Source organism: Eikenella corrodens (assembly GCF_900187105.1).
Taxonomy (GTDB): domain Bacteria; phylum Pseudomonadota; class Gammaproteobacteria; order Burkholderiales; family Neisseriaceae; genus Eikenella; species Eikenella corrodens.
Map to the genome: position 1 here is coordinate 2,079,682 of NZ_LT906482.1, position 23,776 is coordinate 2,103,457.

Here is a 23,776-nt window from a genome sequence, read left to right on the forward strand (position 1 = left end):
TCTGTTCTTCCTCCGCAGGTGGTGGAGTGATTTGGCAGCGAAATCAGTGGCAGGTTTGCCTAGCTGGCAAGGATGGAAACCAGAGGCGGGAAGGTATGCAGGTATTTAGCCGCACCGCCGTTGCAGCACCCATTTGATATCGTCGCCCAGCTGTTCGATGCCCACGGTGTGCCAATCGGGCTCGCGGCTGAGGGCGGCGGGGTTTTCAGGTAGCCTGAACAGAGTGGGCGATTGGGCGCCGCCGAGCAGCTTGGGCGCTTGATAGCAGACGATTTCGTCCACCAAATCCTGTGCCAAAAACGCGCTGCCCAGCGTGGCACCGGCTTCCAACATCAGCTCGCCGATGCCGCGCGCGGCCAAATCGGCCAGCACGGCATTCAGGCTGAGGCGGCCCTGGGCATCAGCCTCCAAACGGCAGATTTCAGCCGCTCCGGCGGGCGCTGGGCGGTCGGACAAGGTGTAGATAAGCGTGGGGGCGCTGCCGTCGAGCAGATGGCTGCCGGCGGGTAGACGCAGGCGGCTGTCGAGCAGCACGCGCAGCGGGGGGCGCAAAGTGGGGAAGTCGCGCACGGTGAGGCGCGGGTTGTCGGCCAGGACGGTGCCGATGCCGGTGAGCACGGCGCAGCTTTCGGCGCGCTGGATTTGCACGTCGTGCCGCGCCGCTTCGCCGGTAATCCATTGGCTCTGGCCGTTGGCGAGCGCGGTTTTGCCGTCGAGGCTGGCAGCGGTTTTCAGCTTTACAAACGGGCGGCCGCGTTCGATGCGGGAGAGGAAGCCGCGGTTGAGCTGCCGCGCTTCGCGTTCCATCAGGCCGCAGGCTACCTGAATGCCGGCGGCTTCAAGTATGGCCAGCCCTTTGCCCACCACTAAGGGGTTGGGGTCTTGCATGGCAGCCACCACGCGGCGCACGCCGGCGCGGATCAGTGCTTCGGCGCAGGGCGGGGTGCGGCCGTGGTGGGCGCAAGGTTCGAGGGTAACGTAGGCGGTGGCGCCTTGCGCGGCGCTGCCGGCCTGGCGCAGGGCGTGCACTTCGGCATGTGGCTCGCCGGCCTTGAGGTGGAAACCTTGGCCGACAATCTGCCCGCCCTGCGCAATCACGCAGCCGACGCGCGGATTGGGCGAAGTGGAAAAACGACCTTGCCAGGCAAGGGCAATGGCTTGCTGCATCAGGGCGTGGTCGGCATGGGAGAATTGGGGCATGTTGAGTAAGGGACGGATAGGGGAAACTGGTTAAATAAGGTTTTCAGGTAGCCTTTAAACAGTAAGAAAGGCTACCTGAAAACGAAGCAAAGCGAAGTTTCTGCGAAGCTAAAACGAAGCAAAGCAAAGTTTCTGCGAAGCTAAAAGGATGCGATGGTTTCAGCTAGCTTTCAAGGCTTAAACGGCAGGCCGAAGTGGCTGTAGCTGCGTTCGGTGGCGACGCGGCCGCGCGGGGTGCGCTGGAGGAAGCCTTGCTGGATGAGGTAGGGCTCGATCACGTCTTCGATGGTGTCGGGGCTTTCGCCGATGGCGGCGGCGATGTTGTCCAGGCCGACGGGGCCGCCGGCGAATTTGTGCAGTACGGCCTCGAGGAATTTGCGGTCCATCATATCGAGGCCTTCGTTGTCCACATCGAGCATTTGCAGGGCGGCATCGGCCAGGGCGGCATCTACGCGGCCGTTGCTTTTCACTTCGGCGTAGTCGCGCACACGGCGCAGCAGGCGGTTGGCAATGCGCGGGGTGCCGCGGCTGCGTCGGGCGATTTCGAAGGCGCCGGTATCGTCGAGGCTCATTTGCAGCAGGCCGGCGGAGCGGGAAACGATGGTGGCGAGGTCGGCGCTACTGTAGAACTCGAGGCGGGAGACGATGCCGAAGCGGTCACGCAGGGGATTGGTGAGCATACCGGCGCGGGTGGTGGCGCCAACGAGTGTAAAGGGGGGCAGGTCGATTTTCACGCTGCGGGCGGCGGGGCCTTCGCCGATCATGATGTCGAGCTGGTAGTCTTCGAGGGCGGGGTAGAGGATTTCTTCCACCACGGGGCTGAGGCGGTGGATTTCGTCGATAAATAGTACGTCGTGCGGCTCGAGGTTGGTGAGCAGGGCGGCGAGGTCGCCGGCGCGCTCGAGCACGGGGCCGCTGGTTTGGCGCAGGTTCACGCCGAGTTCTTTGGCGATGATGTGGGCGAGGGTGGTTTTGCCCAGGCCGGGCGGGCCGAACAGGAGGGTGTGGTCGAGGGCTTCGCCGCGCTTTTTGGCGGCTTGAATGAAGATGCCGAGCTGCTCTTTGGTTTTGGCCTGGCCGATGTAGTCGGCGAGGGTTTTGGGGCGCAGGGCACGTTCGAGCTGCTCTTCCTGGCTGGAAACCTGGCGGGCGGTAATGAGGCGTTCTGGTTCGGCGGCGGTGAGGGAATCGGTGTGGAGCATGATGGGGAATGGGGTTTTAGGTAGCCTTAGTGGGTTAATTTGATTGCGGTTTTGTTTGGTTTTTACGACGGCACGGCCTTGGTTTTGCCAATTAGCTTTGTAGGCTCAGCTTCGGCTGCGCCGAAACATTGTTTTAGCTTCGCAGAAACTCCGCTTTGCTTCGTTTTCAGATAGCCTTTTGGGGAGGCGGAGGAGCAGCAGGTGGGGCTACCTGAAAGTGGTGTTGCTGTGTCCGGTTGCATTTTAGCGAAATTTGCTTGGGCTTGCCGTTTGCCTTGCCGGCGCTCAGTGCGTTTGCTTTCAGTTAGCCTGTTGGGCTAGAAAGGCTTCGATTGAGCCGGGCTGGCGCCGGCTATTTTCCAGCCATTCCGGCAGCCATTCGGTGATGCGTTCGCCGGTGCGGCGGATGAAGGTGCCGGGTTGGGGTTCGTCGATATATTCTTGCTGGCGGACGAGGACGAGCGGGGCTTCGCTGCCGGGCTGCCCTTGGGCAAAGGCGAGGGCTTCGGCATGGGTGGCGAAGGCATGGAAGTAGTCGTCGCCGTCATATAAATCGGGGGCGCCGCGCTCGGGATGGCACCACACGCGGTATTCGAGCACGTCGTCGTAGAAATAGCCGCCGCCGGAATGGCAGTGGGCGGGGTAAGTGCCTACTTTTTCTGGATAGGCGGCGGGCGGGTAGGGAGGCTGGCTCATTTTGTGCAACGCTTGCTTGGAAAATAATCAGAAGGCTACCTGAAACGGCAGCCTTCTGTTGCTGGGCTAGGGAGCGGATGCGCCCTTCGGCGGGGCGGAAGCAGCCGAGGCTGCGGCCGGTACGGATGCCGGCGTGGTCGGGGCACTGGAATCGGCGGGCAGGGAGCTGTCGGGCAACAGGTTTTCATCGGCTTGCGATTCGATGCGCTTGCCGTTCATGCTGAAGGTTTTGTTGCGCACGACGATGTGGGTGCTCACGATTTGGTTGCCATCGATTTTCAGGTAGCCTTGGCGCGCCATGCTTTCGAGCACGCTGTCGAGCCACAGGCGCACGGCTTCTTTGATTTCGTGGTCGGCATCGGGTAGGGATGGATCGACGCTGATGTAGTTTTTGGCCTGGGCGGCGGTGAGCCGTTCGATCACTTGCTGCGGCGCGGCGATGTGGAAATCGGCGTCGGTTTTGGCGAGCAGATTGTCGATATCGTTCAAATCGGCAGCGGTAAGGCCGCTGAATTTGAGTTCGCCGTTGCCGCTGATCATGCCTTGCGGGGTGGTGAGGTCGAACTGTTTGAGCCGGATAACGGGATCGTTAGTAAACAGGCCGGCGGCTTCGTTGCGCAGGGCGGCAAGCAGGGCTTCGCGCATTTGCTCGTCACTGAGGCGCTGGGTGATGAGCTGGTCGCGGCGGGTTTTGAGCGCGGCGAGGCTTTCGGCATCTAGGTGTTCTGCGCTCACGTGGATGGCCAGCGGGCCGTAGTTGTCGCTGCCGTAGTTGAGCTTGGCAAAGCCGAATTTGCCTTCGGTATTCACCCAGCGGCCGTCTTGATCCATGCGGGTTTCGATTTGCAGGTCGTTGAGGGTGATTTTGGCGGGCGGCACTTGGCCATAGGGGTTGATGAAGCTGCCGATTTGCAGGTCGGACACCATGTTCAGCACATCGTTGAGGCGGATGTCATAGTTGATGCTGTCTTTCCATTCCACTTCCACCTGTCCAAGGGTGAGCTTGCTGTTGCCCAAGGCAAGGTTGTGGCTGCCTTCTCGGGTTTCGGTGTGCAGCTGGAGGTTTTTGTAGGAAACGCTGCCTTTGTCGGCCAGGGTGATGGTGAGGCCGGGGTTATTCAGGTTGCTTTGGTATTCAGTGAAGTATTTGGCGTAGTCGGTGCTGCCTTCGAGACCTTGCCAATTAATGGCAATGCCGGAGAGCTCTTGATATTTGAAAGCGGGCACCTGCCAAGTGAGGCGGCCGTTGCCGTTGAGTTGGATCACGTTGCGCAGGTTGGCAGGGGCTTGGCTACCGAAGAAGCGTTGCAGTATTTCGCGGCTTTCGGGCTGGAAAACGAATTCGGTGTCTACCACGGCGCGTACGGGCATGCTGCCGTTGGCAAACAGGCTGTGTTTGATGTTGCTCTCCAGCGTGATAGGCTGGGTGAGGATAGTTTTAATGTTGTCGGGCAGTTTGTCTTGCAGCTGCGCCAGGAAGGTGGGCTTGAAGCGCACCACGGTGGTTTCGTGCGAACTGAACCAGCCGCGCTCGTAGCGGCGGGATTCGACTTGCAAGAAGGATGTGTGGCTTAGGATTTCATGCTGTTTGTTCAGGCTTTGTTCGGCTTTGATGCCGAGATAGTAGGGCGCACCGAGGAATAGGGCGGCCAGCAGCAGGATGAGGCCGGAGAACAGCCAAAGGAGTTTTTTCATGCAACAACCAAAATGCGTGATATTAGGAAAGCGCAAGGATAACACCAAAACGGGGCACTGTCTTGGTGCTGGGCAAGCAAGAGGCTACCTGAAAACGGATTTTTACTTTCGTTAAAATTGTTTTCAGGTAGCCTGTGTGCCCTTAACGGGCTAAATCGGGCGAAAAATTAGGCGCCGGTGCCGCTTAGGGCGTTGATGCTGTAGCCGCCGTCCACGTAGGTGATTTCGCCGGTGATGCCGGAGGATAGGTCGGACAGCAGGAAGGCGGCAGTGTTGCCCACTTCTTCGATGGTTACGTTGCGGCGCAGCGGGTTTTGCGAAGCAACGTGGTTGAGCAGGCGGCCGAAATCGGCAATGCCGGCGGCAGCCAAGGTTTTAATCGGGCCGGCGGAAATACCGTTGCAACGGATGCCTTCGGGGCCGACGCAGGCGGCAGTGAAGCGGATAGCGGCTTCCAAGCTGGCTTTTGCCATGCCCATTACGTTGTAGTTGGGTATGGCACGCACGGCACCCAGATAAGTAAGCGCAAGGATGGCGCTGTTGCGGTTGCGCATCATCGGGCGGGCTGCTTTAGCCAGCGCGGGCAGGCTGTAGGCGGAAACGTCGTGTGAAATTTCAAAGGCTTCTCGGCTGATGCTGTCTAAGAAATCGCCGCTGAGGGCTTCTTTGGGCGAGAAGGCGATAGCGTGCACCAGGCCGTCGAGACCATCCCATTTTTTGCCCAGGTCGGCAAATACTTGTTCAATTTCAGCATCATTTTGCACATCGCAGCGGAATACCAAATCGGAGCCGAAGTCGGCCGCCATTTTGCGCACGCGCTCTTCCAATTTGTCTACCACATAGGTAAACGCCAGCTCAGCACCTTGTTCACGGCAGGCTTTGGCGATACCGTAGGCAATGGAACGCTCGGAAATCATGCCGGTAATCAGGATTTTTTTGCCTTGCAAAAAGCCCATTTTTCTTGTCCTCGGGGGGAAGTTGTCTGTGTGCAGGCTGTTTGGTTTTCAGGTAGCCTGCGCCCAAAAGCGGGGCATTATAGCTTAATTTAAGGTGCCAGAGTAAATCCGGCGCTGTTTTGCGTGTGCTGCAAACAGCCGAAACCCGCTGTTTTCGGCAGCGGGCTTCAACTTTTCGGTTTTGAGTATTGGGATATTAAGCAATTGGTTTCGCTAGGCGCACTCCTGTGGAATTGGGTAGATATAGCTTCTTCAGCTATGCCCCATAAGAAAGGGGTTGCGGCTATTATACACAAACGATAATTGTTATCAATATTTAAATGGAAAATATTTTTATCGATGCGCATGGGTGCGATTTATTTTCACAATCCTAGCAACAGGCAATACGAGCAACTGCCCAGCCGTTATATAATGCCGCCCGACTTTCGTTTTCAATCCTTTAACGCCATGAACACAGCGCACTCCACCGTTTCCACGCAACTGTTGCACGCCAACCAACTGGGCACCGACGAAATCGCCCGTGCTTTATCTGCCATTTCCGCCCATCAAGTGGACTATGCCGACATCTACTGCCAGCGCACTGCTTATGAAAGCTGGCATTTGGAAGAGGGCATGGTGAAATCCGGCAGTTTTCAGATTGATCAAGGTGTGGGCGTGCGGGCGGTGTCGGGTGAGAAAACCGCGTTTGCGTATGCCGACAGCCTAAGCCCGGCCGTATTGCGGCAGGCGGCAGAAGCGGTACGCACCATTGGTGCGACGGGGCAGGAGCGGCAAGTTAAGCTGGCTGGTTCAGCCAGCCGCCAACAGGTTGCACTCTACACACCGGATAACCCGATTCCCGGCTTAGATTCAGCCGCCAAAGTGGCGCTGCTCAACCGTGTCGAGCAGCTGGCCAAAGCTGCCGACCCGCGCATCGTGCAAGTGATGGCCGGGCTGACTTGCGAACACGATTTAATCTATTTGGCGCGGCTGGACGGCATCACCGCCGCCGATATCCGCCCGCTGGTGCGCCTGAGTATTACCGTGGTGGCCAAGCAGGGCGAGCGGCGCGAAGTGGGCAGCTTTGGCGGCGGCGGGCGGCACGGGCTGGATTATTTCAGCGAAGAGCGGCTGCGCAGTTATGTGGAGGCGGCGGTAAAACAGGCCTTAGTCAACCTGGAATCGCGTCCCGCGCCCGCCGGCAGCATGACCGTGGTGCTCGGCAGCGGTTGGCCGGGCGTGCTGCTGCACGAAGCCGTAGGGCACGGGCTGGAAGGCGATTTCAACCGCAAAGGCACCAGCGCGTTTGCCGGCCGTTTGGGCGAACGCGTGGCAGCCAAAGGCGTAACCGTGGTGGACCAAGGCAATATCGAGCTGCGGCGCGGCTCGCTCAATCTGGACGATGAAGGCAACGCCACCCGCCAAACCGTGCTGATTGAAGACGGCATCCTGGCTGGCTACCTGCAAGACGAAACCAATGCCCGGCTGATGGGCATGGCAGTAACCGGCAACGGCCGCCGCGAAAGCTACGCTGCCGCACCCATGCCGCGCATGACCAACACTTTCATGCAAAACGGCAACCGCGAGCCGGAAGAAATCATTGCCTCAATCGAAAAAGGCCTGTATGCCGTGAACTTCGGCGGCGGGCAGGTGGACATCACCAGCGGCAAATTCGTGTTCAGCGCCTCCGAAGCGTGGTGGGTGGAAAACGGCAAGCTGCAATACCCCGTGAAAGGCGCTACCATCATCGGCAGCGGGCCGGAAGTACTCAAACATGTGAGCATGATCGGCAACGATATGGCGCTCGACAGCGGTATCGGCGTGTGCGGTAAAGAAGGCCAGAGCGTGCCCGTGGGCGTGGGGCAGCCCACGCTGCGTATCGATGCCGGCTTAACTGTTGGCGGCAGCGAAACTGCTTGATAGACTTGTCGGCAAAGGCTACCTGAAAGGTGTTTCAGGTAGCCTTTGCTGTATCTTGCTTTTGCATTGTTAGTGCATCATCGCTTGGTATGAAGATGTATTTAATCCAAGTTTCAAAACCAAAAGGCTACCTGAAAACTGTTTTCCTCGCAGGAACCCATTTTCAGGTAGCCTTTACCAATACAGAAGGCAAGACCAGAAAATAGCCCGTTGCGCCTAATGAAATAGCAATAGTTATCATGCGCACACAAGCCAATGTTTCTAATGAAATTCCTAAAAAACACACTATTAAGTGCAAAGAAAAGTAAATATTTTATCCATTGATAATCATTGGCAGATTCAGTTGGCTAAACTAAGCTGTCTAACCATTTTATTTTTCTGAAATTTTCTGCTGCATACTGAAAAGAAATCGCTTATTTTTCAGGATAATTATTCGCATTAATAAGCGCGATATGAGAATTTTCGCATTAAGCTGCGTATAATCCACCAAGTTGAAACGACAGCATATATTACTGCTGCCATTACACGCATCATTCTATTTATTCACAGGAGCAAAACAATGCAAGGCAACAAAGAAGTTATCGACTACATGAACCAACTCTTGGCCGGCGAACTTGCCGCCCGCGATCAATATTTCATCCACTCCCGCATGTACGACGAATGGGGCTACACCAAGCTCTTCGAGCGTATCGGCCACGAAATGGAAGACGAAACCGGCCACGCCGCCGATTTCATCCGCCGTATCCTGATGCTCGGCGGCACACCACAGATGGTGCCCGCTCCCGTGCGCATCGGCCGTAATGTGCGCGAAATGCTGCAATTCGATTTGGATACCGAATACGAAGTACGCGAAAACCTCAAACGCGGCATCAAATTGTGCGAAGAAAAGCAAGACTATGTAACCCGTGATTTGCTGATCAATCAGCTCAAAGACACTGAAGAAGATCACGCCCACTGGCTCGAACAACAGCTGCGCCTTATCGACCTCGTTGGCGAGCAGAATTATCTGCAAAGCCAGCTGTAATAAAGCCAGCTGTAATACAGAAAGGAAAACGCATGAAAGGCGATCGCGAAGTTATCCGCCAGCTCAATAAAAATTTGGGCATCCTGCTCATTACCATCAACCAGTATTTCCTGCATGCCCGCATCCTGAAAAACTGGGGCTTGGGAGAGCTGGGCGGTTATTTCTACAAACAATCCATCACCGAGATGAAAGCAGCCGATGACCTGATCGAGCGCATCCTCCTGCTGGAAGGTCTGCCCAACCTGCAAGAGCTCGGCAAACTGCTGATTGGCGAAAATACCGAAGAAATCATCCGCTGCGACCTGCAAAAAGAGCAAGACAAACACCAGGCATTGGTAGAAGCCATTGCCGTGTGCGAAGAAAAGCAGGACTACGTTTCCCGCCAGCTGTTGGAAAAACAGAAAGACGAAAACGAAGAACGCCTCGACTGGCTGGAAACCCAGCTGGATCTGGTGGAAAATTTGGGCTTGCAGAACTACCTGCAACTTGGGGCGCAAGAGGACTAAAAACACTACACCACTGCCAAACTCGGCAAAGCCCTTTCCAAATAGCAACAGCCTGTACGCTTCAGCGACAGGCTGTTTTTTGTGGGATCAATCCGCTTCAAGTAGCAGGCTACCTGAAAAATTACGCTGCAAGTTTTAACTGCGCTAAGGCTTCCGCTTTCAGGTAGCCTTTGTGTGGCCGGTTTAGGCTACCTGAAACTTATTACTAGGAAAAGATAAGCAAATTTGGAAGCAAGGTGGCACAGCTATGGCTGTTGGTTCTCCGGCAGTTTCTGTATCCACTGCCATTGCTGTTGCAGCACGTCTTGCAAGGCGCGTTGTTTTTGTTCGGGGCTTTGCAGATTGCTGGTAATGCGTTGGTAATCGAGGGCAAAGTTGGGACGGCTGATGCTACCGTTGATTTTCAACGGCAACCAGAGGTCTTGTCCGGCACTGGCGAGCACGGCGTAGTTGAGGGTGGCAGTTCGAATGTCGAAGCTGCCTTGGCCGCTGAGATTGAGGCTGTCGCTTTGCAGGCTGAGGCTGGGCGTGGTGCCGATGCCGTTTTCTACACTGGCTTCGATGCTGAAATGGCGGAAGGGGGTGTTGCTCTCGGCGTTGTAGCGGATCAGGTTTTGGGCGGGTAGATTCTCTGGCTTGTTGAGGAGTTTGCCAAGGTTGATGCCTTGCCAAGCGCCGTTGTCGAGCACGATTTTGCCTTGCCCGGCCAGGGTGGTGTGCCATTCGCTGCGTTTGAGACCTTCTGCACCGAGGCGGAAAGCTGCGTTGCCGCGACCGCTGAGATGGTTAAATCGGAAGGCGTCTTGCAGCAAGGGTTTGATTTGGATGTTGTTGAATTGGATAGCGGTTTCCCATTTTGGCCGGCTGCCGCGGTGCAACACGGCACTGCCTTCGGCATTGCCTTCATACATCTGCATTTTGATGGTTTGGGCTTCGAGCTTGTCGGCATCAAGGTGCAGGGTGCTGTGGAAGTTTTGGATTTGCAGGCCGGAGCTTTCAAGCGTACCGATATCGAGGGTAAGCTGGATTTGGCGATGACGCAGGGCGCGCGGCCAGTATTGCAGCCACAGGGGGGCTGCGGTGTTTTCGGTAGCAGGGGCGGGGCGTTTGGTTTCGAGATAGCTGCTGAGCGAAAGTTTACTCAGACTGAGAGCCGCTTCGATGTTGTGGCCTTGCTCGTTGAGGCTACCGGAAATTTTCAGGTAGCCTTCGCTGTTGTCGAGGCTACCTTGCAATTCGGCTTTCCAGTTTTGGCTATTACCGGTGGCTTGGCCATGCCATTGACCGGAGAGATAGGGCATGCTGCCGGGGGCGGCGTTGTGGCGGGTGCTGAGGTAGAGGTTGTCGATTTGAAAATGCCCGGGCTGGGCTTGGAGGCGGCCGTTGGCGCTGTAGCCGCTGCTGCCTTGCTCGTATTCCACTGCACCGCTGAGTTGGAAACCAGCGATTGCTAAGGTGCGGTTTTGATAGGAAACTTTGTTGATGCTGCCACTGCCGCTATGCCGCACGGTTTCAGCCGATGGTTGGCTGTTGTCAGCTTCGATGTTGAAGACAATGTGGGTTTCAGGCAAAACGACGCTGTCGGGGGAGAATTGCCAGTTGCGGGTATTGCCATCAATATTGAGCGACCAGGCAGGAACTTGGATACTGAGCCGGCCGTCTTTGGTATTGAGCCGGCTTTGCTCGGCAGTATAGTCGGCATTGCCTTGCCAGGCGGCGGTAAAGGGCTGGCCATTGGGTAGGAAGCCAGCCAAATTGGCTTGGAGTTGTTCAAAGTGGCTGCCGCTATAAGCGCCGGAAGCTTCTATCCGGTATTCCTGCGGGGTAAACAGGCTGGCAGAGAGGCTAAAGTTTTCGGCGGCACGATCGATAAAGCCAGACACTTGGCGCAGGGTTTGTCTTTGTTCGCCGTATTGCAGGCGCAGGGAGCAATCGTCGAGCTCGATCCGGCGGGGCAGGGTGCTGCTTTCTGCTTTATTCGCGGTAAACCCAGCCACTTCCCATTGCCCGCTTTCCAGCCGACGCGCGCTGATGCTGGCACGTTGCAGATGCAGGCTGTGGATAGACACATCGCCCCACAAAGCCGACCAACTAAATGAAAGCCGCACGGCCTCGGCATTCAGCGTTTGACCGTTTTCCTGCGTACGGCTCAACCCCACTTGGTGCAGCACCACATAAGGGTAGGGAAACCAGCCGCGTTCGATTTGGCGGCCATCAAAATTCAGCTGCTGGCCTTGTGCGGTAAGCATTTGGTTGGCGGTTTGGCGGATGCGGGCTTCACTGAGCAATCGGCTCAAACCGAATGATGCACCCAGCCACAATGCCAACAAAACCAGGCCGAAAAGCAGCGCTTTCAGCCAGAGTTTGCTCCAAATTTTGCCGGAATACAGCTGTTTGCTCATCGAAATACCGTACGCAATAGGGAATCAAACGAAAGGTAGCTGCTTTATGCCCGTCTGGCAAGGGTTTTAGCTGATTTTTTCAGAGGTGGAGGAGGGTAATCTGAAAATATCGGTTTAATACCCTTGCCAATTTTTCAGGTAGCCTTGGCCGATATGAGGCTACCTGAAAACGCAAACCCCAAACACCCAAGCAAAATGGTTATATAATGCCCGCTTTTCTCCGTCTGCCTACTGTGCCATGCAGCTTGCCGATTTCGATTTCCACCTGCCCGAACACCTGATTGCCCAACAGCCGCCCGAACAGCGCGGCAGCAGCCGACTGCTCGATGCCCGCTCAGGCGACCTCCTATGTGACCGCCTGTTTGCCGAGCTGCCAAACCTGCTCGAAGCCGGCGATCTGCTCGTGTTCAACAACACCAAAGTGATGAAAGCCCGCCTGTTCGGGCACAAAGCCAGCGGCGGGCGCATTGAAGCCTTGATTGAACGCGTGTTGGACGAACACTGCGCCCTAGCGCACATCCGCTCCTCTAAGTCGCCCAAACCCGGCAGCCTGCTGGAATTTGACGGCGGTATTCGGGCGCAAATGGAAGAACGCGAAGGCGAGCTTTTTAAGCTGCGGTTTTCAGGTAGCCTCAACGTATACCAAATTCTCGAACAAACCGGCCGCCTGCCGCTGCCACCCTATATTGAGCGCGCTGCCGATGCAGCCGACGACGAGCGCTACCAAACTATTTACGCCAAACACCAAGGCGCCGTTGCCGCCCCCACCGCCGGCCTGCACTTCACCCCTGAATTGTTGAACCAACTGCAGGCAAACGGCATCCACCGCGCCGAAATTACCCTGCACGTGGGCGCCGGCACCTTCCAGCCCGTGCGCAGCGAAAATATTGTCGAACACAAAATGCATAAAGAGTGGTATAGCATCCCCACTGAAACCGTTGAAGCCATTGCGGAAACCAAAGCAAACGGCAAACGCGTATGGGCGGTCGGCACCACCTCAATGCGTAGCCTGGAAGCCGCCGCCCAAAACAGCCATCTGCAAGCAGGCGAGGGTGATACCGATATTTTCATCACCCCGGGCTACCGTTTTCAGGTAGCCGATGGCCTGATTACCAACTTCCATCTGCCCAAATCCACTCTGCTGATGCTGGTGAGCGCCTTTTCCGGCGTCGAACACATCCGCGCCGCCTACCGCCACGCCATCGAACAGCAATACCGCTTTTTCAGCTATGGCGATGCGATGTTGCTTACCCGAGCAGAGGCTACCTGAAAAACAGGGCAGGGCGGCCACTTCTATTTCAGGTAGCCTGAAATATTAAAAGGCTACTTGAAACTGGGATACAAACTGTTGTAAAACGAAACCATTCTCCAGTAAACCAACCAGGAAAAAACATGATTCAAGAGCAGCTCCACTCCCTAATTCTTCCCGATAGCAACGGCAATTTCGGCCAACACGGCGGCCGCATCGGCCATCCCGCACTGGCACAAGCCCTGGCCGAAATTGAGCACGGCTTCCGCCAAATCGTGAATGATGCCGAATTCATCCAAGAAATGAAACGCCTACAAGCCACCTATGTCGGCCGCCCCAGCCCCATCTACCATGCCCGCACACTATCCAAACGCGGCGCGCAAATCTTCCTCAAACGCGAAGACCTCAACCACACCGGCGCCCACAAAATCAACCACTGCATCGGCGAAGTGCTGCTGGCCAAAAAACTCGGCAAGAAAAAAGTGATTGCCGAAACCGGCGCAGGCCAACACGGCGTAGCGCTCGCCACCGCCGCCGCCTTGCTCGGCCTCGAATGCGAAATCCACATGGGCGTGGTCGATATTGCCAAAGAGCACCCCAATGTATCCCGCATGAAAATCCTCGGCGCTAAACTCGTGCCCGTATCCGCCGGGGCAGGCACGCTCAAAGAAGCCGTTGATAGCGCTTTCGCCGCCTATCTGGAACAAATCGACAGCAGCATGTTTGCCATCGGCTCCGTGGTCGGCCCCGCACCGTATCCCGAAATGGTGGCCTATTTCCAAAGTATTGTCGGCCACGAAGCGCGCGAACAATTCCAGCGCGAGCAGGGCGGTTTGCCGGATGAAGTCATCGCCTGCGTGGGCGGCGGTTCCAACGCCATCGGCCTGTTCAATGCCTTTATGGACGACCAATCCGTAGCCTTGGTGGGCGTAGAGCCGGCCGGTGAAGGCCTCGACAAGCCCGGCCGCCACGCTGCCACCATAACCAAAGGCAAATTCGGCAATATCCAAGGCTTCAACTGCTACTACCTGCAAAACGAAGACGGCACACCCGCTGCCGTACATTCTATTGCCTCCGGTCTGGATTACCCCGGCGTCGGCCCGCAGCATTGCCATTTGAAGGATATCGGCCGCGGCCGCTACGAAACCGCCACCGATGCCGAATGCCTCAGCGCCTTCCTGGCACTCTCACGCGAAGAAGGTATTATTCCCGCTCTCGAATCCGCCCACGCCGTTGCCTATGCCTTACGCCGTGCCGCAGAACTCGACAGCAGCAAACGCCTGCTAGTAAATCTTTCCGGCCGTGGCGATAAAGATATCGACTTCGTGTTAGGTAAATTGAATTTTGCTTCCTAAGCCCCTTGCTTAAATCTATTCTGCAATAATAAATAAGGGGCTGTACTAGATTAGCCCTAAATTCCACACCAATCCCGCAGGATTTTAAGCTGCCGGGACGGTGTGCCGAAGTTAAATCGAAATTCGCATTCTTTCAAGAACAGCGGGAAAGATTTGCGATCGATTCCGTTGTATTTGCGCAAGACACGTTTCGCCTGATTCCAAAAATTCTCAATGCCGTTGATGTGGTTCTGACGGTCGGCAAATTCCTTGGAATGGTTGATGCGGTAATGGATAAAACCGCTCACGTCCAACTTGTCGTAACTGCTCAGACTATCGGTATAAACAATACTGTCCGGCATGATTTCCTGTTTGATCACAGGCATCAAAGTATCGGACTTGGCATTATCCACCACAACGGTATAGACCCGTCCGTTGCGTTTCAGAATGCCAAAGACAACCACTTTTCCTGCAGCACCGCGACCACGTCTGCCTTTACGCCGTCCGCCGAAATAGCTTTCGTCCAATTCGACAGAGCCATCGAAAACCTCATCGGCAGCCAAGGCCAAATGATGGCTGATGACCATACGGATTTTGCGGTAGAACAGGGCTGCCGAATTGGGATGGATACCCAAAATATCGGCGGCAGAACGGGCGGTAACTTCGAGTACAAAAAAGCGGAGCAGTTCTTTCTGTACTTTCTTCCTTAATTTGCAGTGTGTTATCTTCATATTTCGAGGATAACATATCTGCTAATCTAGTACAGCCCCATAAATAAACGCCGAAATGGTCAATCAATCCGTTTCGGCGTTTTTTGAACGCGTATATCCTAAAAGATCAGCATAATTAGAAAGCCATCTGTATACAACTCAGGCATACGATTCAATATTACTTACGAATAATTTTACATAATATACATTATGCGAACTTTAGTATTGTTCATTTTATGCAGGCTAATTAAGTATACATTCGCTGATTTGAAACAATCTGCAAGGCAGCGAAATATTTTTGTTGTATATAACTAGAGTGTTCAATCTGTAGTTGTTATCTGCATTAGAAACATAAATTTTCAGGTAGCCTTTTCACATGCAATCAGGCTACCTGAAAATCTGCTACACAAATTTAAACTGCTTATAGATATACAATCTCGCCACTGCGGCCTTTGCTTTCCTCGCTCATCCAATACACAAACTCAGGGGCAAGTTCGCTTAATTCGCGGCGTTCGCTGCGAGATTCGCCAGGATGGGTTTTCATGCGTTGCGGGGAATTAACGGGACCAGGAACGAGCACGTTGGCACGCAGATTGGGGAAACGTGCCCATTCATCGGCGGCAACTTTGCACAAATAGTTCAAAGCGGCTTTAGAGGCGCCGAAGCCGCCCCAGTAGGCTTGCGGAGTTTCGCCATGACTCTCGCCGATAAAGGCCACCGAAGCGTCGGAGGCAGCCTGCAGCATAGGCAAACAGGCACGGGTGAGCGCCATGGGGGCGACGGTGTTGATGCGGTATTGGTTTACCCACTCAGCCACGGTTTGGAATTCGAGCGGCGAGAGTGCATAAAAATAGGCGGCACTATGAATGATGCCGTTGAGACGGCCACCGGTGGCTTCGGCTACGGCTTTGGCCAGGCGTTCGTATTCCTGTTCTTCAGCGGCCATCAGGTCGAACACCACGGCAAAGGGCTCGGGGCAGCCGGCGGAAACGATGGCGTCGTACACTTTTTCCAGCTTTTTCTGATGTCTTCCCACCAACACTACGGTGGCGCCGGCTTCGGCACAGGCGCGGGCGGCTTCGGCACCGAGGCCTTGTGATGCGCCGGTAATCAGGATGACTCTATCTTGCAGTTTCATGCGTTCCCTTTCTGATGATTGAGCTGGTGATTGGATATGCAGAAACTTGTCTTCCTGCGTAAAGATTGCGTATTTTCAATTGGTTTGATGTTTTCAGGTAGCCTGATAAATGCTGCTTGAGGCTACCTGAAATATGAAAATATCCAGGAGAGCTCTGGCATTTATACACAAGCCTGGGGCAAGTTTGCGCTCCCCATTGCAGGCTGCCATTTTCAGGTAGCCTGCCGCCCTGCCCGGCCAAACGGCTGCAATCAGCTGCCGATTTTGATCACTTCTGCGCCTTCTGCCCGGCCAATAATCAGCACGTGGGCAGGATGGCGGGCAAACAGGCCGTTTTCCACGATACCGGGGATGCGGTTGAGTTCGTCTTCCAGTTTGAGCGGCTCGTTGATCGGCATATTGTGCACATCGATGATTTTATGGCCGCTGTCGGTGGTGAAATTCAAGCGCAGCTGCGGGCTGCCGCCGTATTTGAGCAGCTGGCGCGACACCAGCGAGCGGGCGGCGGGGATGATTTCGATCGGCAGCGGGAATTTGCCCAGCCTGGAAACGTATTTGCTCTCGTCTACGATGCAGACGAATTTTTCGGCGGCGCTGGCCACGATTTTTTCGGCCAACAGCGCGCCGCCGCCGCCTTTAATCATTTGCAGGCTGTGGTTGACTTCGTCGGCGCCGTCGATATACACGGGCAGCTCGTCCGCCTCGGTGAGCGGCACTTCGGGGATGCCGTGTTGTTTCAAAAGTTCGCTGGTAGCTTTGGAGGTGGAAACGGCACCTTTGATGCGGATGCCGCTATTGGCCAGCTCTTCGATGAAAAAGTTTACGGTGCTGCCGGTGCCGATGCCGATGTAGGCATTTTCGGGCACGAATTCGAGGGCTTTTTGGGCGGCGGTGCGTTTGAGTTGGTCTTGGGCGGACATAGTGTTCTCCTGTTAGCGTGATTGGTGGGCTTGGCTTCGTTTCAGGTAGCCTTATTCTACTATGCGGGCGGGAGTTTGGGTATGCAGGCCACCCTGCCCTTTTGCTTTGGCGGACGGGGTTTAGAACTTTGCCCAGCCGGCAAAATCTTTTTTAATTTCCCAGCCTTTTTTCGTAAGCTCGGCGGCATGGGTGGGGAATAAATCCATGATGCAGTCTTGCCATACGTCGGAAAGGCTATCCTTGTAGGGGTAGGCGTATTGTGTTTGTTTCCGCAGGCGCAAACCGGCTTGCAGCAGCGCGCTGAGGCGGTTGAGTAATTCGTGCACAACAGTTTCGCCCAGTTCGTCGAAATAATCTTGGCGGAAGCTGAGCAGCAGGCCGCTCTGCAGCAGGCCGCCGGAGGTGGCGTCATCCAGCGTCAGAGTAAGCGCCGGCGTGGTGTCTTGCTTGGAACAGGTAACGGGGCTAGGGAAATTGGCAAAGAAGTAGGGAAAGTCAAAGGCTTCCGGATGGGTGCTGAGATAGTAGTTATCGGCAAGTTTCTGCAATTTTTCCGCGCGCCACGATAGGCGGCCGAGTTTGACTTCCCCTTTGCTGTCATATTGGCTGGCACCGATGCGCGGTATGCCTTTGATTTTACCTGCGAAGGGGTTGATTTCGTTGATGAAGGCGGGCCAGAAGGCACGGTTTTCAAGGTGTTGCTTGATGCTAAGCGGGGCGAGGAGGATGAAGTTTTGGTGGAGGTTGGTGAATTTCATCGTGCGGCCTTTCCGGCTGGTGGCAGAGAGGCTACCTGAAAAGGAAAGAAGGGGCAAATCCGGTTTCAGGTAGCCTGATGGGGCTTGAGGCTACCTGAAAAACGGGCGGCTTGGCAAATCCGCGTCCCTCCCGCTCGTTTTTCGTTTTTATACGCGGAATTCGGGGTTTATCCGCCAGCCTTTTCCAGCAGCACCACGGCTTGGGCTTCGATGCCTTCCATGCGGCCGAGGTAGCCGAGTTTTTCGTTGGTTTTGCCTTTGATATTGACGCAGTTCTCAGCCAGCCCCAAGTCGGCAGCGATGTTGGCGCGCATGGCGTCGATATGGGGGAGCAGTTTGGGCTGCTGGGCAATAATGGTGCTGTCCACGTTCACTACACGCCAGCCTTGAGCCTGCACCACGGTGTAGGCTTGGCGCAGCAGGGCACGGCTGTCGGCGTCTTTATGTTCGGCGGCGGTGTCGGGGAAGTGGGTGCCGATATCGCCCAAGGCGGCGGCGCCGAGCAGGGCATCGGTGATGGCGTGCAGCAGAGCGTCGGCGTCGGAGTGGCCGAGCAGGCCTTTTTCAAAGGGGATGGTTACGCCGCCGAGGATGAGCGGGCGGCCGGGCACGAGCTGGTGGACGTCGTAGCCTTGTCCGATGCGGAGGGTCATGGAAGTTGCCTTTGTTGGGTGGATTTTAGGTTTCAGGTAGTCTTGGAGCGGGAGGCTACCTGAAAAATTAATTGTCGATCAAATGGCCGAGTTTGGCGGCTTTGGTTTTCAGGTAGCCTGTGTTCTCGCTGTTTTGTCCCACCAAAAGTGGCACGCGTTCGGTGATTTTAATGCCGCTTTTCTCCATCTTGCTGATTTTATCGGGATTATTGGTAAGCAGGCGGATGGAGTGAACGCCGAGGTGTTGGTAGATGGCTTGAGCCAGGCTGAAATCGCGGGCGTCTACGGGCAGGCCGAGGGCGAGGTTGGCTTCTACGGTATCGAGGCCTTGGTCTTGCAGCGCGTAGGCGCGGATTTTATTGATGAGGCCGATGCCGCGTCCTTCTTGGCGCAGATACACAATCACGCCGCGCCCTTCGCGCTGCACGGCCTGCATGGCGGCTTGTAGCTGGGGGCCGCAGTCGCATTTTTGCGAAAACAGGGCGTCGCCGGTGAGGCATTCGGAGTGGATGCGGGAGAGCACGGGCTCGCCGTTGGCGATATTGCCCATGCTCAGGGCGATGTGTTCTTGGCCGCTTGGCTCTTCGAAGCCGTGCATGGTAAAGATGCCGTATTCGGTGGGCAGGCGGCAGGAGGCGATGAATTTTAGCGGGGTCATGGTGCTTGTTTGGTGTGTGGAGTGCTTGTTTTTAACTTTCAGGTAGCCTTTATTCGACGGCGTCTTCCGGCTGCAACAAATCGGCGAGCGGTTCGGTCAAGGCAAGAGCCAGGCCGACCCAGATGCTTTGGGCGGCTTCATCGAAGGCAGCGGTGTGGCCATGTTCGAGATACACCACGCCGAGCACGCGGCCGTTTTCGGCGCATACCGGTACGGCCAGCTGGCTGCCGGGGCGGTGGCGGCTACCGGCGAGGTCGCCGTTTTGCAGCCATTGGGCAACGTCGTCTATTTGGTTCAGCCAGCCGGTTTGCGCGCTGCGCGTGGCCAGGTGGGCGGTGTGCGCGGCTTCTAAGTCTTGCTCTACGGCAAGCAGCTTTTCCAACGGCTCGCCTTGCGCCACCAGGTGCAGCAGGCTAACTGGTGTGTGCAGCAGATACACGGCGGCGCTGCGGCAGGGGCTAGCGGTATAGGCGGAATCAAGCGCCATAAAGATTTGGCGCAACCGGGCGTGGTGCGCTTCGTTGCGCGGCAGATGCTGCTCCAATACGCCGTCCGCACTGCGATACCACAGGATTTCCGGCTCAATCTCCGCCCTGCCCGCCGCCATCACGCTACTGGCAGTGAGCATGGCGATCTGCACCGCCTCTGCCGGCAGTTTCAGGCCTTGGGTGCGCAGGTAGTCTTGAATCAATGCGGTGCTCATGGCGGCTTTCCTGAAAAATGGGCAATGATACTGCCAGAGCGGGCAAATGACAATTTCCATTGCCATAGCAACCAGCTATCGCCGCCCTGCCCCTTGTGCCGTGCCGCCATTTTCAGGTAGCCTTCTCTCCTTTGATAACCAGCCATCCAACCGCGCCATGAAACTCAAACCCTTCCTCACCCAGGCTGCCTCCGTGCTGCGCCGCCTCGACCAAATCCTGCCGCCCGAACAGCGCGAACCCGATTGGCAAGCCATCGCCTTCCGCTGGCAGAAACATGGCAACGGCGGCTTGCTCACCGCCCTGCCCCGCCCGCACACTTTTCCCCTCGCCCGCCTGTGTGCCATCAGCCCGCAAACCCAGCGCCTGGTGCGCAACACCGAGCAATTCCTCGCCGGCCGCTCGGCCAACAATGCCCTGCTTACCGGCGCGCGCGGCACAGGCAAATCCTCGCTGATTAAAGCCCTGCTGCACGAATACGCCGAGCGCGGCCTGCGCCTGATTGAAGTAGACAAACACGACCTGGCCGGCCTGCCCGCCCTGCTCGATTTGCTCGCCCCGCGCAGCGAAAAATTCATCGTTTTCTGCGACGACCTCTCCTTTGAAGACGGCGAAGACAGCTACAAAGCCCTTAAAACCGCGCTGGACGGCGGCCTCTCCCGCCGCGCCGACAACGTGCTGGTGTATGCCACCTCCAACCGCCGCCACCTCATGCCCGAACACATGACCGACAACTTCGCCCGCACCGGCGAGCGCGGCGAAGTGCACCCGCAGGAAGCCGTGGAAGAAAAAGTCTCCCTCTCCGACCGCTTCGGCCTTTGGCTCAGCTTCTATCCCTTCAGCCAAGAAGACTATCTTGCCGCTGCCGAAAGCTGGCTGGCCGATGCCGGCCTGCCGCTGGACGACACCGCCCGCCGCGCCGCCCTCCAATGGGCACAGATGCGCGGCAGCCGCTCCGGCCGCACCGCCTACCAGTTCGCCTGCGATTGGGCCGGCCGCCTGCCGCACGAGCGGGAAGTGGATTAGCCGTTTGGAATAGATACAAATCAAAGGCTACCTGAAACCCTGGTTTGGATTTTCAGGTAGCCTTTTTTCATACTGCGGCTAAGCCGCTAGCATCATCACACAAAATCCAAAATCGGCCAGCCGCGCTGTGCGGCGGTGAGGGTGAGCACAGGGTCGGGATTAACGGCTACGGGCTGGTTTACTTGCTCCAAGAGCGGCAGGTCGTTGCGGGAATCGCTGTAGAAATAAACTTTTTCGTAGTCGGCCTGGCTTTGGCCGCGTTCGGCCAGCCATTGGTGCAGGCGGGTTACTTTGCCCTCTTGGAAGCTGGGCGTGCCTATCGGGCGGCCGGTGTAGTTGCCTTCATCATCGGTTTCAAGGCTGATACCGATGATGTTTTCAATGCCGAATTCGCGGGCGATGGGGGTGATGATGAATTCGTTGGTGGCGGAAATCAACAGCAGGGTGTCGCCCGCGTCGCGGTGGCTATCGACCAGCATTCTGGCCATTTGGGTGATACTTGGGCGGATGCGCTGCATAAACTCGCGGTGCATCTCGTCCAACTCGGCGCGGCTGTATTCGGCCAGCGGGCGCAGGACGAAGGCGAGATAGGCATCGAGATCGAGGCAGCCTTTGCGGTAGTCTTGGTCGAACGCTTGATGGCGCTGCATATCGGCATCGCTGAAGATGCCTTTTTCGTACAGGAAATTACTCCATTCGCTGCTGGAGTCGCAGTTGATGAGGGTGTGGTCGAGGTCGAAGATGGCGAGGTTCATTGGTTTAAATATCCTGTTGCAGCAGTTGTTTGAGCAGGGGCAGCGTGATGGGGCGGTGGCTGGCCAGGGCATGGCGGTCGAGCGCGTCGAGCATGGCCATCAGGCTGCCGATGTCGCGCCGCCAGTGGTGCAGCAGGTAGCGGAAAATATCGGGCGAAATGCGGATTTGGCGGCGGCGGGCGGCTTCAACCAAGGCGGCGATTTTTTCTTCGTCGCTGAGCGGTTTGATTTCATACACCAGGCAGTAGCCCATGCGGGTGCGCAGGTCTTCGCGCACGGCTAAGCGCGGCGGCGGCACGCTGGCGCCAATCAGGAGCGCGCCCTGCCGGCTTTGGCGGATGTGGTTGCAGAAATTAAACAATTCGGCTTGGCCGTCGGCATCGAGGCTGTCGATTTGGTCGAGGGCGAGATGGCAGCCTGCCGGCGGCATCTCGTGCAATGGCTCGTTGGCAGCATTCAGGTAGCGTGCGCTCAATCCGGCCGCTTCGGCCTGTGCCGCCCAGGCTTGGAGCAAATGGCTTTTGCCGGCGCCGGCCGGCCCCCACACATACACAAAAGGCTCGTGCTGTTCACGCAACACTTGTAACAGCTCGCGGTTGCCCTGGCCGAGAAAGGTGTCGAAACTCGGCGGGGCAGCGGGAAAATCGAGGATGAGTTGATTCATGATGTGATGGAGGCTACCTGAAACAGGGTAGATGCTTTCAGGTAGCCTTTCGCGGTTTAAGCCGATTCGCGGATACGGCGCAGCACTTCTTTTTTGCCGATTAAGGCCAGCACGGCATCCACGCTCGGTGTTTTGGCGGTGCCGCACACGGCCAGGCGCAGCGGCATACCGAGTTTGCCCATTTTGATGCCTTCGGCTTCGCAGAATGTGGGGAATAAGGCGTGGATGTTTTCTGCCGTCCAATCCTGTTCTGCCAGCTCGGCCAGTTTTTCGGCAAAACGCTGCATCCGCGCGGGAGCTTCGCTATCCCAATGTTTGGCCACATCGGCTTCCAACGGCACGGCTTTGCGGTAGAAGTAGGTGCATTCGGCGGCCAGTGCGTTTAAATCGTGGGCGCGGTCTTTCACCAATGCCAGCACGTCTTCCAGTTTTGGGCTACCTGAAACCACAACACCTTGTTTTTCCAAGCGAGGCAGCACCAGTTTGGTCAGTTCGGCGTTGCTTGTGGCTTTGATGTGTTCGGCGTTGATCCAATACAGTTTTTTTGCATCCATGCGGCTGGCGGAGGAAGAAACGTGTTCCAGCTCAAACCATTGCACGAACTGCTCCATATTGAAAAACTCGTCGTCGCCGTGCGCCCAGCCCAAGCGGGCGAGGTAGTTGAGCAGAGCCTCGGGCAGAATGCCCAAGTCTTCGTATTCGGTAATTGCTACGGTGTCGCCGCTGCGTTTTGAGATTTTTTTGCCCTGCTCGTTCAGAATCATGGGCAGGTGGGCGTATTCGGGCGGGGTGGCACCGAGGGCTTTGAAAATGTTGATTTGTTTCGGCGTGTTGTTCACATGGTCGTCGCCACGGATAACGTGGGTGATGCCCATGTCCATATCGTCGGCCACCACGCAGAAGTTGTAGGTGGGCGTGCCATCGGCGCGGGCGATGATGAGGTCGTCGAGCGCGGCATTGGGAATGCTGATTTCGCCTTTTACCAAATCATTCCAGCGGGTAACGCCGTCGGTCGGCATTTTGAAGCGGACAACTGGCTCTACCCCTGCGGGAATTTCCGGCAGTGTTTTGCCGGCTTCCGGCCGCCAGCGGCGGTCGTAAGTGGCCGTGCCTTCGCGCTCGGCTTTTTCGCGCATCTGCTCCAATTCTTCTTTGCTGCAATAGCAATGGTAGGCATGGCCTGAATTAAGCAGTTGTTGGATTAACTCTTTATAGCGCGGGAAGTTTTGGGTTTGGTAAACGATATTATCGGCATTGTCGGCGTGCAGGCCTACCCATTGCATGCCGTTGAGAATGATTTGCACGGATTCGGCGGTGGAGCGCTCCAAATCGGTGTCTTCGATGCGCAGCAGGAATTCGCCGCCGTGGTGCTTGGCAAATGCCCATGAATACAGCGCGGTGCGCACGCCGCCGATATGCAGGTAGCCGGTGGGGCTGGGGGCGAAACGGGTTTTGATGGTCATGATGTTGGCTTTCAGAATGAGATAGATAGCGGATTAGCAAGCTTTCGATACCAAGCGAACCAACGCCGTGGTAAAACTTTAGTGAATCCGCTATTGGGAAAGGGCGTATTGTAGCGGATTGGGCTGGCTTCGGGGAATGTGGCGGCAGATAAAAGGCTACCTGAAA

At 56.4% G+C, this 23,776-nt stretch carries 22 protein-coding genes; 6 read left to right on the plus strand and 16 right to left on the minus strand.

The window, feature by feature from the left end; all coding sequences use genetic code 11:
• Positions 1–105: 105 nt before the first annotated feature.
• The 5 genes from ribD to fabI form a co-directional block, all read right to left on the minus strand.
• Positions 106–1,200: a bifunctional diaminohydroxyphosphoribosylaminopyrimidine deaminase/5-amino-6-(5-phosphoribosylamino)uracil reductase RibD gene (gene ribD, locus CKV94_RS10480; protein WP_003822680.1), complete on the minus strand. Its 1,095-nt coding sequence runs from the start codon at positions 1,198–1,200 to the stop codon at positions 106–108.
• A 170-nt stretch (positions 1,201–1,370) separates the two neighbouring features.
• Entirely contained in the window at positions 1,371–2,402 is a 1,032-nt protein-coding gene (gene ruvB, locus CKV94_RS10485) for a Holliday junction branch migration DNA helicase RuvB (RefSeq protein ID WP_003822681.1), read from the minus strand.
• 300 nt (positions 2,403–2,702) lie between these two features.
• Entirely contained in the window at positions 2,703–3,098 is a 396-nt protein-coding gene (locus tag CKV94_RS10490; RefSeq protein WP_003822683.1) for a hypothetical protein, read from the minus strand.
• Between the two features lie 66 nt (positions 3,099–3,164).
• Positions 3,165–4,793: a YdgA family protein gene (locus CKV94_RS10495; RefSeq protein WP_003822684.1), complete on the minus strand. Its 1,629-nt coding sequence runs from the start codon at positions 4,791–4,793 to the stop codon at positions 3,165–3,167.
• A 167-nt stretch (positions 4,794–4,960) separates the two neighbouring features.
• Complete coding sequence (gene fabI / locus CKV94_RS10500) at positions 4,961–5,749, minus strand: enoyl-ACP reductase FabI (protein WP_003822686.1); 789 nt, start codon at positions 5,747–5,749, stop codon at positions 4,961–4,963.
• Between the two features lie 447 nt (positions 5,750–6,196).
• On the opposite strand from fabI, the gene tldD reads away from it, so the two are divergent.
• The 3 genes from tldD (at position 6,197) to bfr (CKV94_RS10515) (ending at position 9,178) form a co-directional block, all read left to right on the plus strand.
• The gene (tldD, locus tag CKV94_RS10505) at positions 6,197–7,648 is read left to right on the plus strand and encodes a metalloprotease TldD (RefSeq protein ID WP_035580323.1); all 1,452 of its coding nucleotides are present in this window, start codon (positions 6,197–6,199) and stop codon (positions 7,646–7,648) included.
• Positions 7,649–8,207: 559 nt separating this feature from the next.
• Positions 8,208–8,672, plus strand: coding sequence for a bacterioferritin (gene bfr / locus CKV94_RS10510; RefSeq protein WP_003822692.1), 465 nt, complete (start codon positions 8,208–8,210; stop codon positions 8,670–8,672).
• Between the two features lie 32 nt (positions 8,673–8,704).
• Positions 8,705–9,178 (plus strand): bacterioferritin, encoded by a 474-nt coding sequence (gene bfr, locus CKV94_RS10515; protein WP_003822693.1) that lies wholly within the window; start codon positions 8,705–8,707, stop codon positions 9,176–9,178.
• 245 nt (positions 9,179–9,423) lie between these two features.
• Here bfr (CKV94_RS10515) and CKV94_RS10520 read toward each other — a convergent pair whose 3' ends face one another.
• Entirely contained in the window at positions 9,424–11,580 is a 2,157-nt protein-coding gene (locus CKV94_RS10520; RefSeq protein WP_003822694.1) for an AsmA family protein, read from the minus strand.
• A 238-nt stretch (positions 11,581–11,818) separates the two neighbouring features.
• Here CKV94_RS10520 and queA point away from each other — a divergent pair, with 238 nt between their 5' ends.
• Both queA and trpB read left to right on the plus strand, forming a co-directional pair.
• Complete coding sequence (gene queA / locus CKV94_RS10525) at positions 11,819–12,850, plus strand: tRNA preQ1(34) S-adenosylmethionine ribosyltransferase-isomerase QueA (RefSeq protein ID WP_003822695.1); 1,032 nt, start codon at positions 11,819–11,821, stop codon at positions 12,848–12,850.
• Between the two features lie 122 nt (positions 12,851–12,972).
• On the plus strand, positions 12,973–14,184 hold the full coding sequence (gene trpB / locus CKV94_RS10530) for a tryptophan synthase subunit beta (protein ID WP_003822698.1): 1,212 nt from the start codon (positions 12,973–12,975) through the stop codon (positions 14,182–14,184).
• Between the two features lie 56 nt (positions 14,185–14,240).
• Here trpB and CKV94_RS10535 read toward each other — a convergent pair whose 3' ends face one another.
• The 7 genes from CKV94_RS10535 to CKV94_RS10565 all read right to left on the minus strand — a co-directional run bounded on the left by CKV94_RS10535 (position 14,241) and on the right by CKV94_RS10565 (position 19,704).
• Positions 14,241–14,894, minus strand: coding sequence for an IS1595 family transposase (locus tag CKV94_RS10535; protein WP_157727254.1), 654 nt, complete (start codon positions 14,892–14,894; stop codon positions 14,241–14,243).
• Positions 14,895–15,294: 400 nt separating this feature from the next.
• Positions 15,295–16,011 (minus strand): SDR family oxidoreductase, encoded by a 717-nt coding sequence (locus CKV94_RS10540; RefSeq protein WP_003822699.1) that lies wholly within the window; start codon positions 16,009–16,011, stop codon positions 15,295–15,297.
• 251 nt (positions 16,012–16,262) lie between these two features.
• Positions 16,263–16,931 (minus strand): ribose-5-phosphate isomerase RpiA, encoded by a 669-nt coding sequence (gene rpiA / locus CKV94_RS10545; protein ID WP_003822701.1) that lies wholly within the window; start codon positions 16,929–16,931, stop codon positions 16,263–16,265.
• A 120-nt stretch (positions 16,932–17,051) separates the two neighbouring features.
• Positions 17,052–17,747, minus strand: coding sequence for a hypothetical protein (locus tag CKV94_RS10550; RefSeq protein ID WP_155114502.1), 696 nt, complete (start codon positions 17,745–17,747; stop codon positions 17,052–17,054).
• 110 nt (positions 17,748–17,857) lie between these two features.
• Positions 17,858–18,343: a 2-C-methyl-D-erythritol 2,4-cyclodiphosphate synthase gene (gene ispF, locus CKV94_RS10555; protein WP_003822703.1), complete on the minus strand. Its 486-nt coding sequence runs from the start codon at positions 18,341–18,343 to the stop codon at positions 17,858–17,860.
• Between the two features lie 67 nt (positions 18,344–18,410).
• The gene (gene ribA / locus CKV94_RS10560) at positions 18,411–19,001 is read right to left on the minus strand and encodes a GTP cyclohydrolase II (RefSeq protein ID WP_003822705.1); all 591 of its coding nucleotides are present in this window, start codon (positions 18,999–19,001) and stop codon (positions 18,411–18,413) included.
• 49 nt (positions 19,002–19,050) lie between these two features.
• The gene (locus CKV94_RS10565) at positions 19,051–19,704 is read right to left on the minus strand and encodes a GAF domain-containing protein (RefSeq protein ID WP_035580068.1); all 654 of its coding nucleotides are present in this window, start codon (positions 19,702–19,704) and stop codon (positions 19,051–19,053) included.
• Between the two features lie 157 nt (positions 19,705–19,861).
• Here CKV94_RS10565 and CKV94_RS10570 point away from each other — a divergent pair, with 157 nt between their 5' ends.
• On the plus strand, positions 19,862–20,728 hold the full coding sequence (locus CKV94_RS10570) for an ATP-binding protein (RefSeq protein WP_035580072.1): 867 nt from the start codon (positions 19,862–19,864) through the stop codon (positions 20,726–20,728).
• 95 nt (positions 20,729–20,823) lie between these two features.
• Here CKV94_RS10570 and CKV94_RS10575 read toward each other — a convergent pair whose 3' ends face one another.
• The 3 genes from CKV94_RS10575 to gltX are packed head-to-tail and all read right to left on the minus strand — an operon-like array spanning position 20,824 to position 23,610.
• A complete protein-coding gene (locus tag CKV94_RS10575) occupies positions 20,824–21,483 on the minus strand; it encodes an HAD family hydrolase (protein ID WP_003822708.1) in 660 nt (219 codons plus the stop codon).
• A 4-nt stretch (positions 21,484–21,487) separates the two neighbouring features.
• The gene (gene hda, locus CKV94_RS10580; RefSeq protein WP_003822709.1) at positions 21,488–22,147 is read right to left on the minus strand and encodes a DnaA regulatory inactivator Hda; all 660 of its coding nucleotides are present in this window, start codon (positions 22,145–22,147) and stop codon (positions 21,488–21,490) included.
• 56 nt (positions 22,148–22,203) lie between these two features.
• A complete protein-coding gene (gene gltX, locus CKV94_RS10585; RefSeq protein ID WP_003822710.1) occupies positions 22,204–23,610 on the minus strand; it encodes a glutamate--tRNA ligase in 1,407 nt (468 codons plus the stop codon).
• Positions 23,611–23,776 lie beyond the last annotated feature (166 nt).

What these genes read in the sequence shown, in the direction of transcription:
- ruvB (WP_003822681.1), bottom strand. Translation starts at nt 2,402, where the DNA reads ATGCTCCACACCGATTCCCTCACCGCCGCCGAACCAGAACGCCTCATT.
- fabI (WP_003822686.1), bottom strand. Translation starts at nt 5,749, where the DNA reads ATGGGCTTTTTGCAAGGCAAAAAAATCCTGATTACCGGCATGATTTCC.
- CKV94_RS10540 (WP_003822699.1), bottom strand. Translation starts at nt 16,011, where the DNA reads ATGAAACTGCAAGATAGAGTCATCCTGATTACCGGCGCATCACAAGGC.
- bfr (WP_003822693.1), top strand. Translation starts at nt 8,705, where the DNA reads ATGAAAGGCGATCGCGAAGTTATCCGCCAGCTCAATAAAAATTTGGGC.
- ribD (WP_003822680.1), bottom strand. Translation starts at nt 1,200, where the DNA reads ATGCCCCAATTCTCCCATGCCGACCACGCCCTGATGCAGCAAGCCATT.
- CKV94_RS10535 (WP_157727254.1), bottom strand. Translation starts at nt 14,894, where the DNA reads ATGAAGATAACACACTGCAAATTAAGGAAGAAAGTACAGAAAGAACTG.
- tldD (WP_035580323.1), top strand. Translation starts at nt 6,197, where the DNA reads ATGAACACAGCGCACTCCACCGTTTCCACGCAACTGTTGCACGCCAAC.
- gltX (WP_003822710.1), bottom strand. Translation starts at nt 23,610, where the DNA reads ATGACCATCAAAACCCGTTTCGCCCCCAGCCCCACCGGCTACCTGCAT.
- bfr (WP_003822692.1), top strand. Translation starts at nt 8,208, where the DNA reads ATGCAAGGCAACAAAGAAGTTATCGACTACATGAACCAACTCTTGGCC.
- CKV94_RS10495 (WP_003822684.1), bottom strand. Translation starts at nt 4,793, where the DNA reads ATGAAAAAACTCCTTTGGCTGTTCTCCGGCCTCATCCTGCTGCTGGCC.
- CKV94_RS10490 (WP_003822683.1), bottom strand. Translation starts at nt 3,098, where the DNA reads ATGAGCCAGCCTCCCTACCCGCCCGCCGCCTATCCAGAAAAAGTAGGC.
- ribA (WP_003822705.1), bottom strand. Translation starts at nt 19,001, where the DNA reads ATGACCCCGCTAAAATTCATCGCCTCCTGCCGCCTGCCCACCGAATAC.
- rpiA (WP_003822701.1), bottom strand. Translation starts at nt 16,931, where the DNA reads ATGTCCGCCCAAGACCAACTCAAACGCACCGCCGCCCAAAAAGCCCTC.
- queA (WP_003822695.1), top strand. Translation starts at nt 11,819, where the DNA reads ATGCAGCTTGCCGATTTCGATTTCCACCTGCCCGAACACCTGATTGCC.
- CKV94_RS10575 (WP_003822708.1), bottom strand. Translation starts at nt 21,483, where the DNA reads ATGAACCTCGCCATCTTCGACCTCGACCACACCCTCATCAACTGCGAC.
- CKV94_RS10565 (WP_035580068.1), bottom strand. Translation starts at nt 19,704, where the DNA reads ATGAGCACCGCATTGATTCAAGACTACCTGCGCACCCAAGGCCTGAAA.
- CKV94_RS10570 (WP_035580072.1), top strand. Translation starts at nt 19,862, where the DNA reads ATGAAACTCAAACCCTTCCTCACCCAGGCTGCCTCCGTGCTGCGCCGC.
- ispF (WP_003822703.1), bottom strand. Translation starts at nt 18,343, where the DNA reads ATGACCCTCCGCATCGGACAAGGCTACGACGTCCACCAGCTCGTGCCC.
- trpB (WP_003822698.1), top strand. Translation starts at nt 12,973, where the DNA reads ATGATTCAAGAGCAGCTCCACTCCCTAATTCTTCCCGATAGCAACGGC.
- CKV94_RS10520 (WP_003822694.1), bottom strand. Translation starts at nt 11,580, where the DNA reads ATGAGCAAACAGCTGTATTCCGGCAAAATTTGGAGCAAACTCTGGCTG.
- hda (WP_003822709.1), bottom strand. Translation starts at nt 22,147, where the DNA reads ATGAATCAACTCATCCTCGATTTTCCCGCTGCCCCGCCGAGTTTCGAC.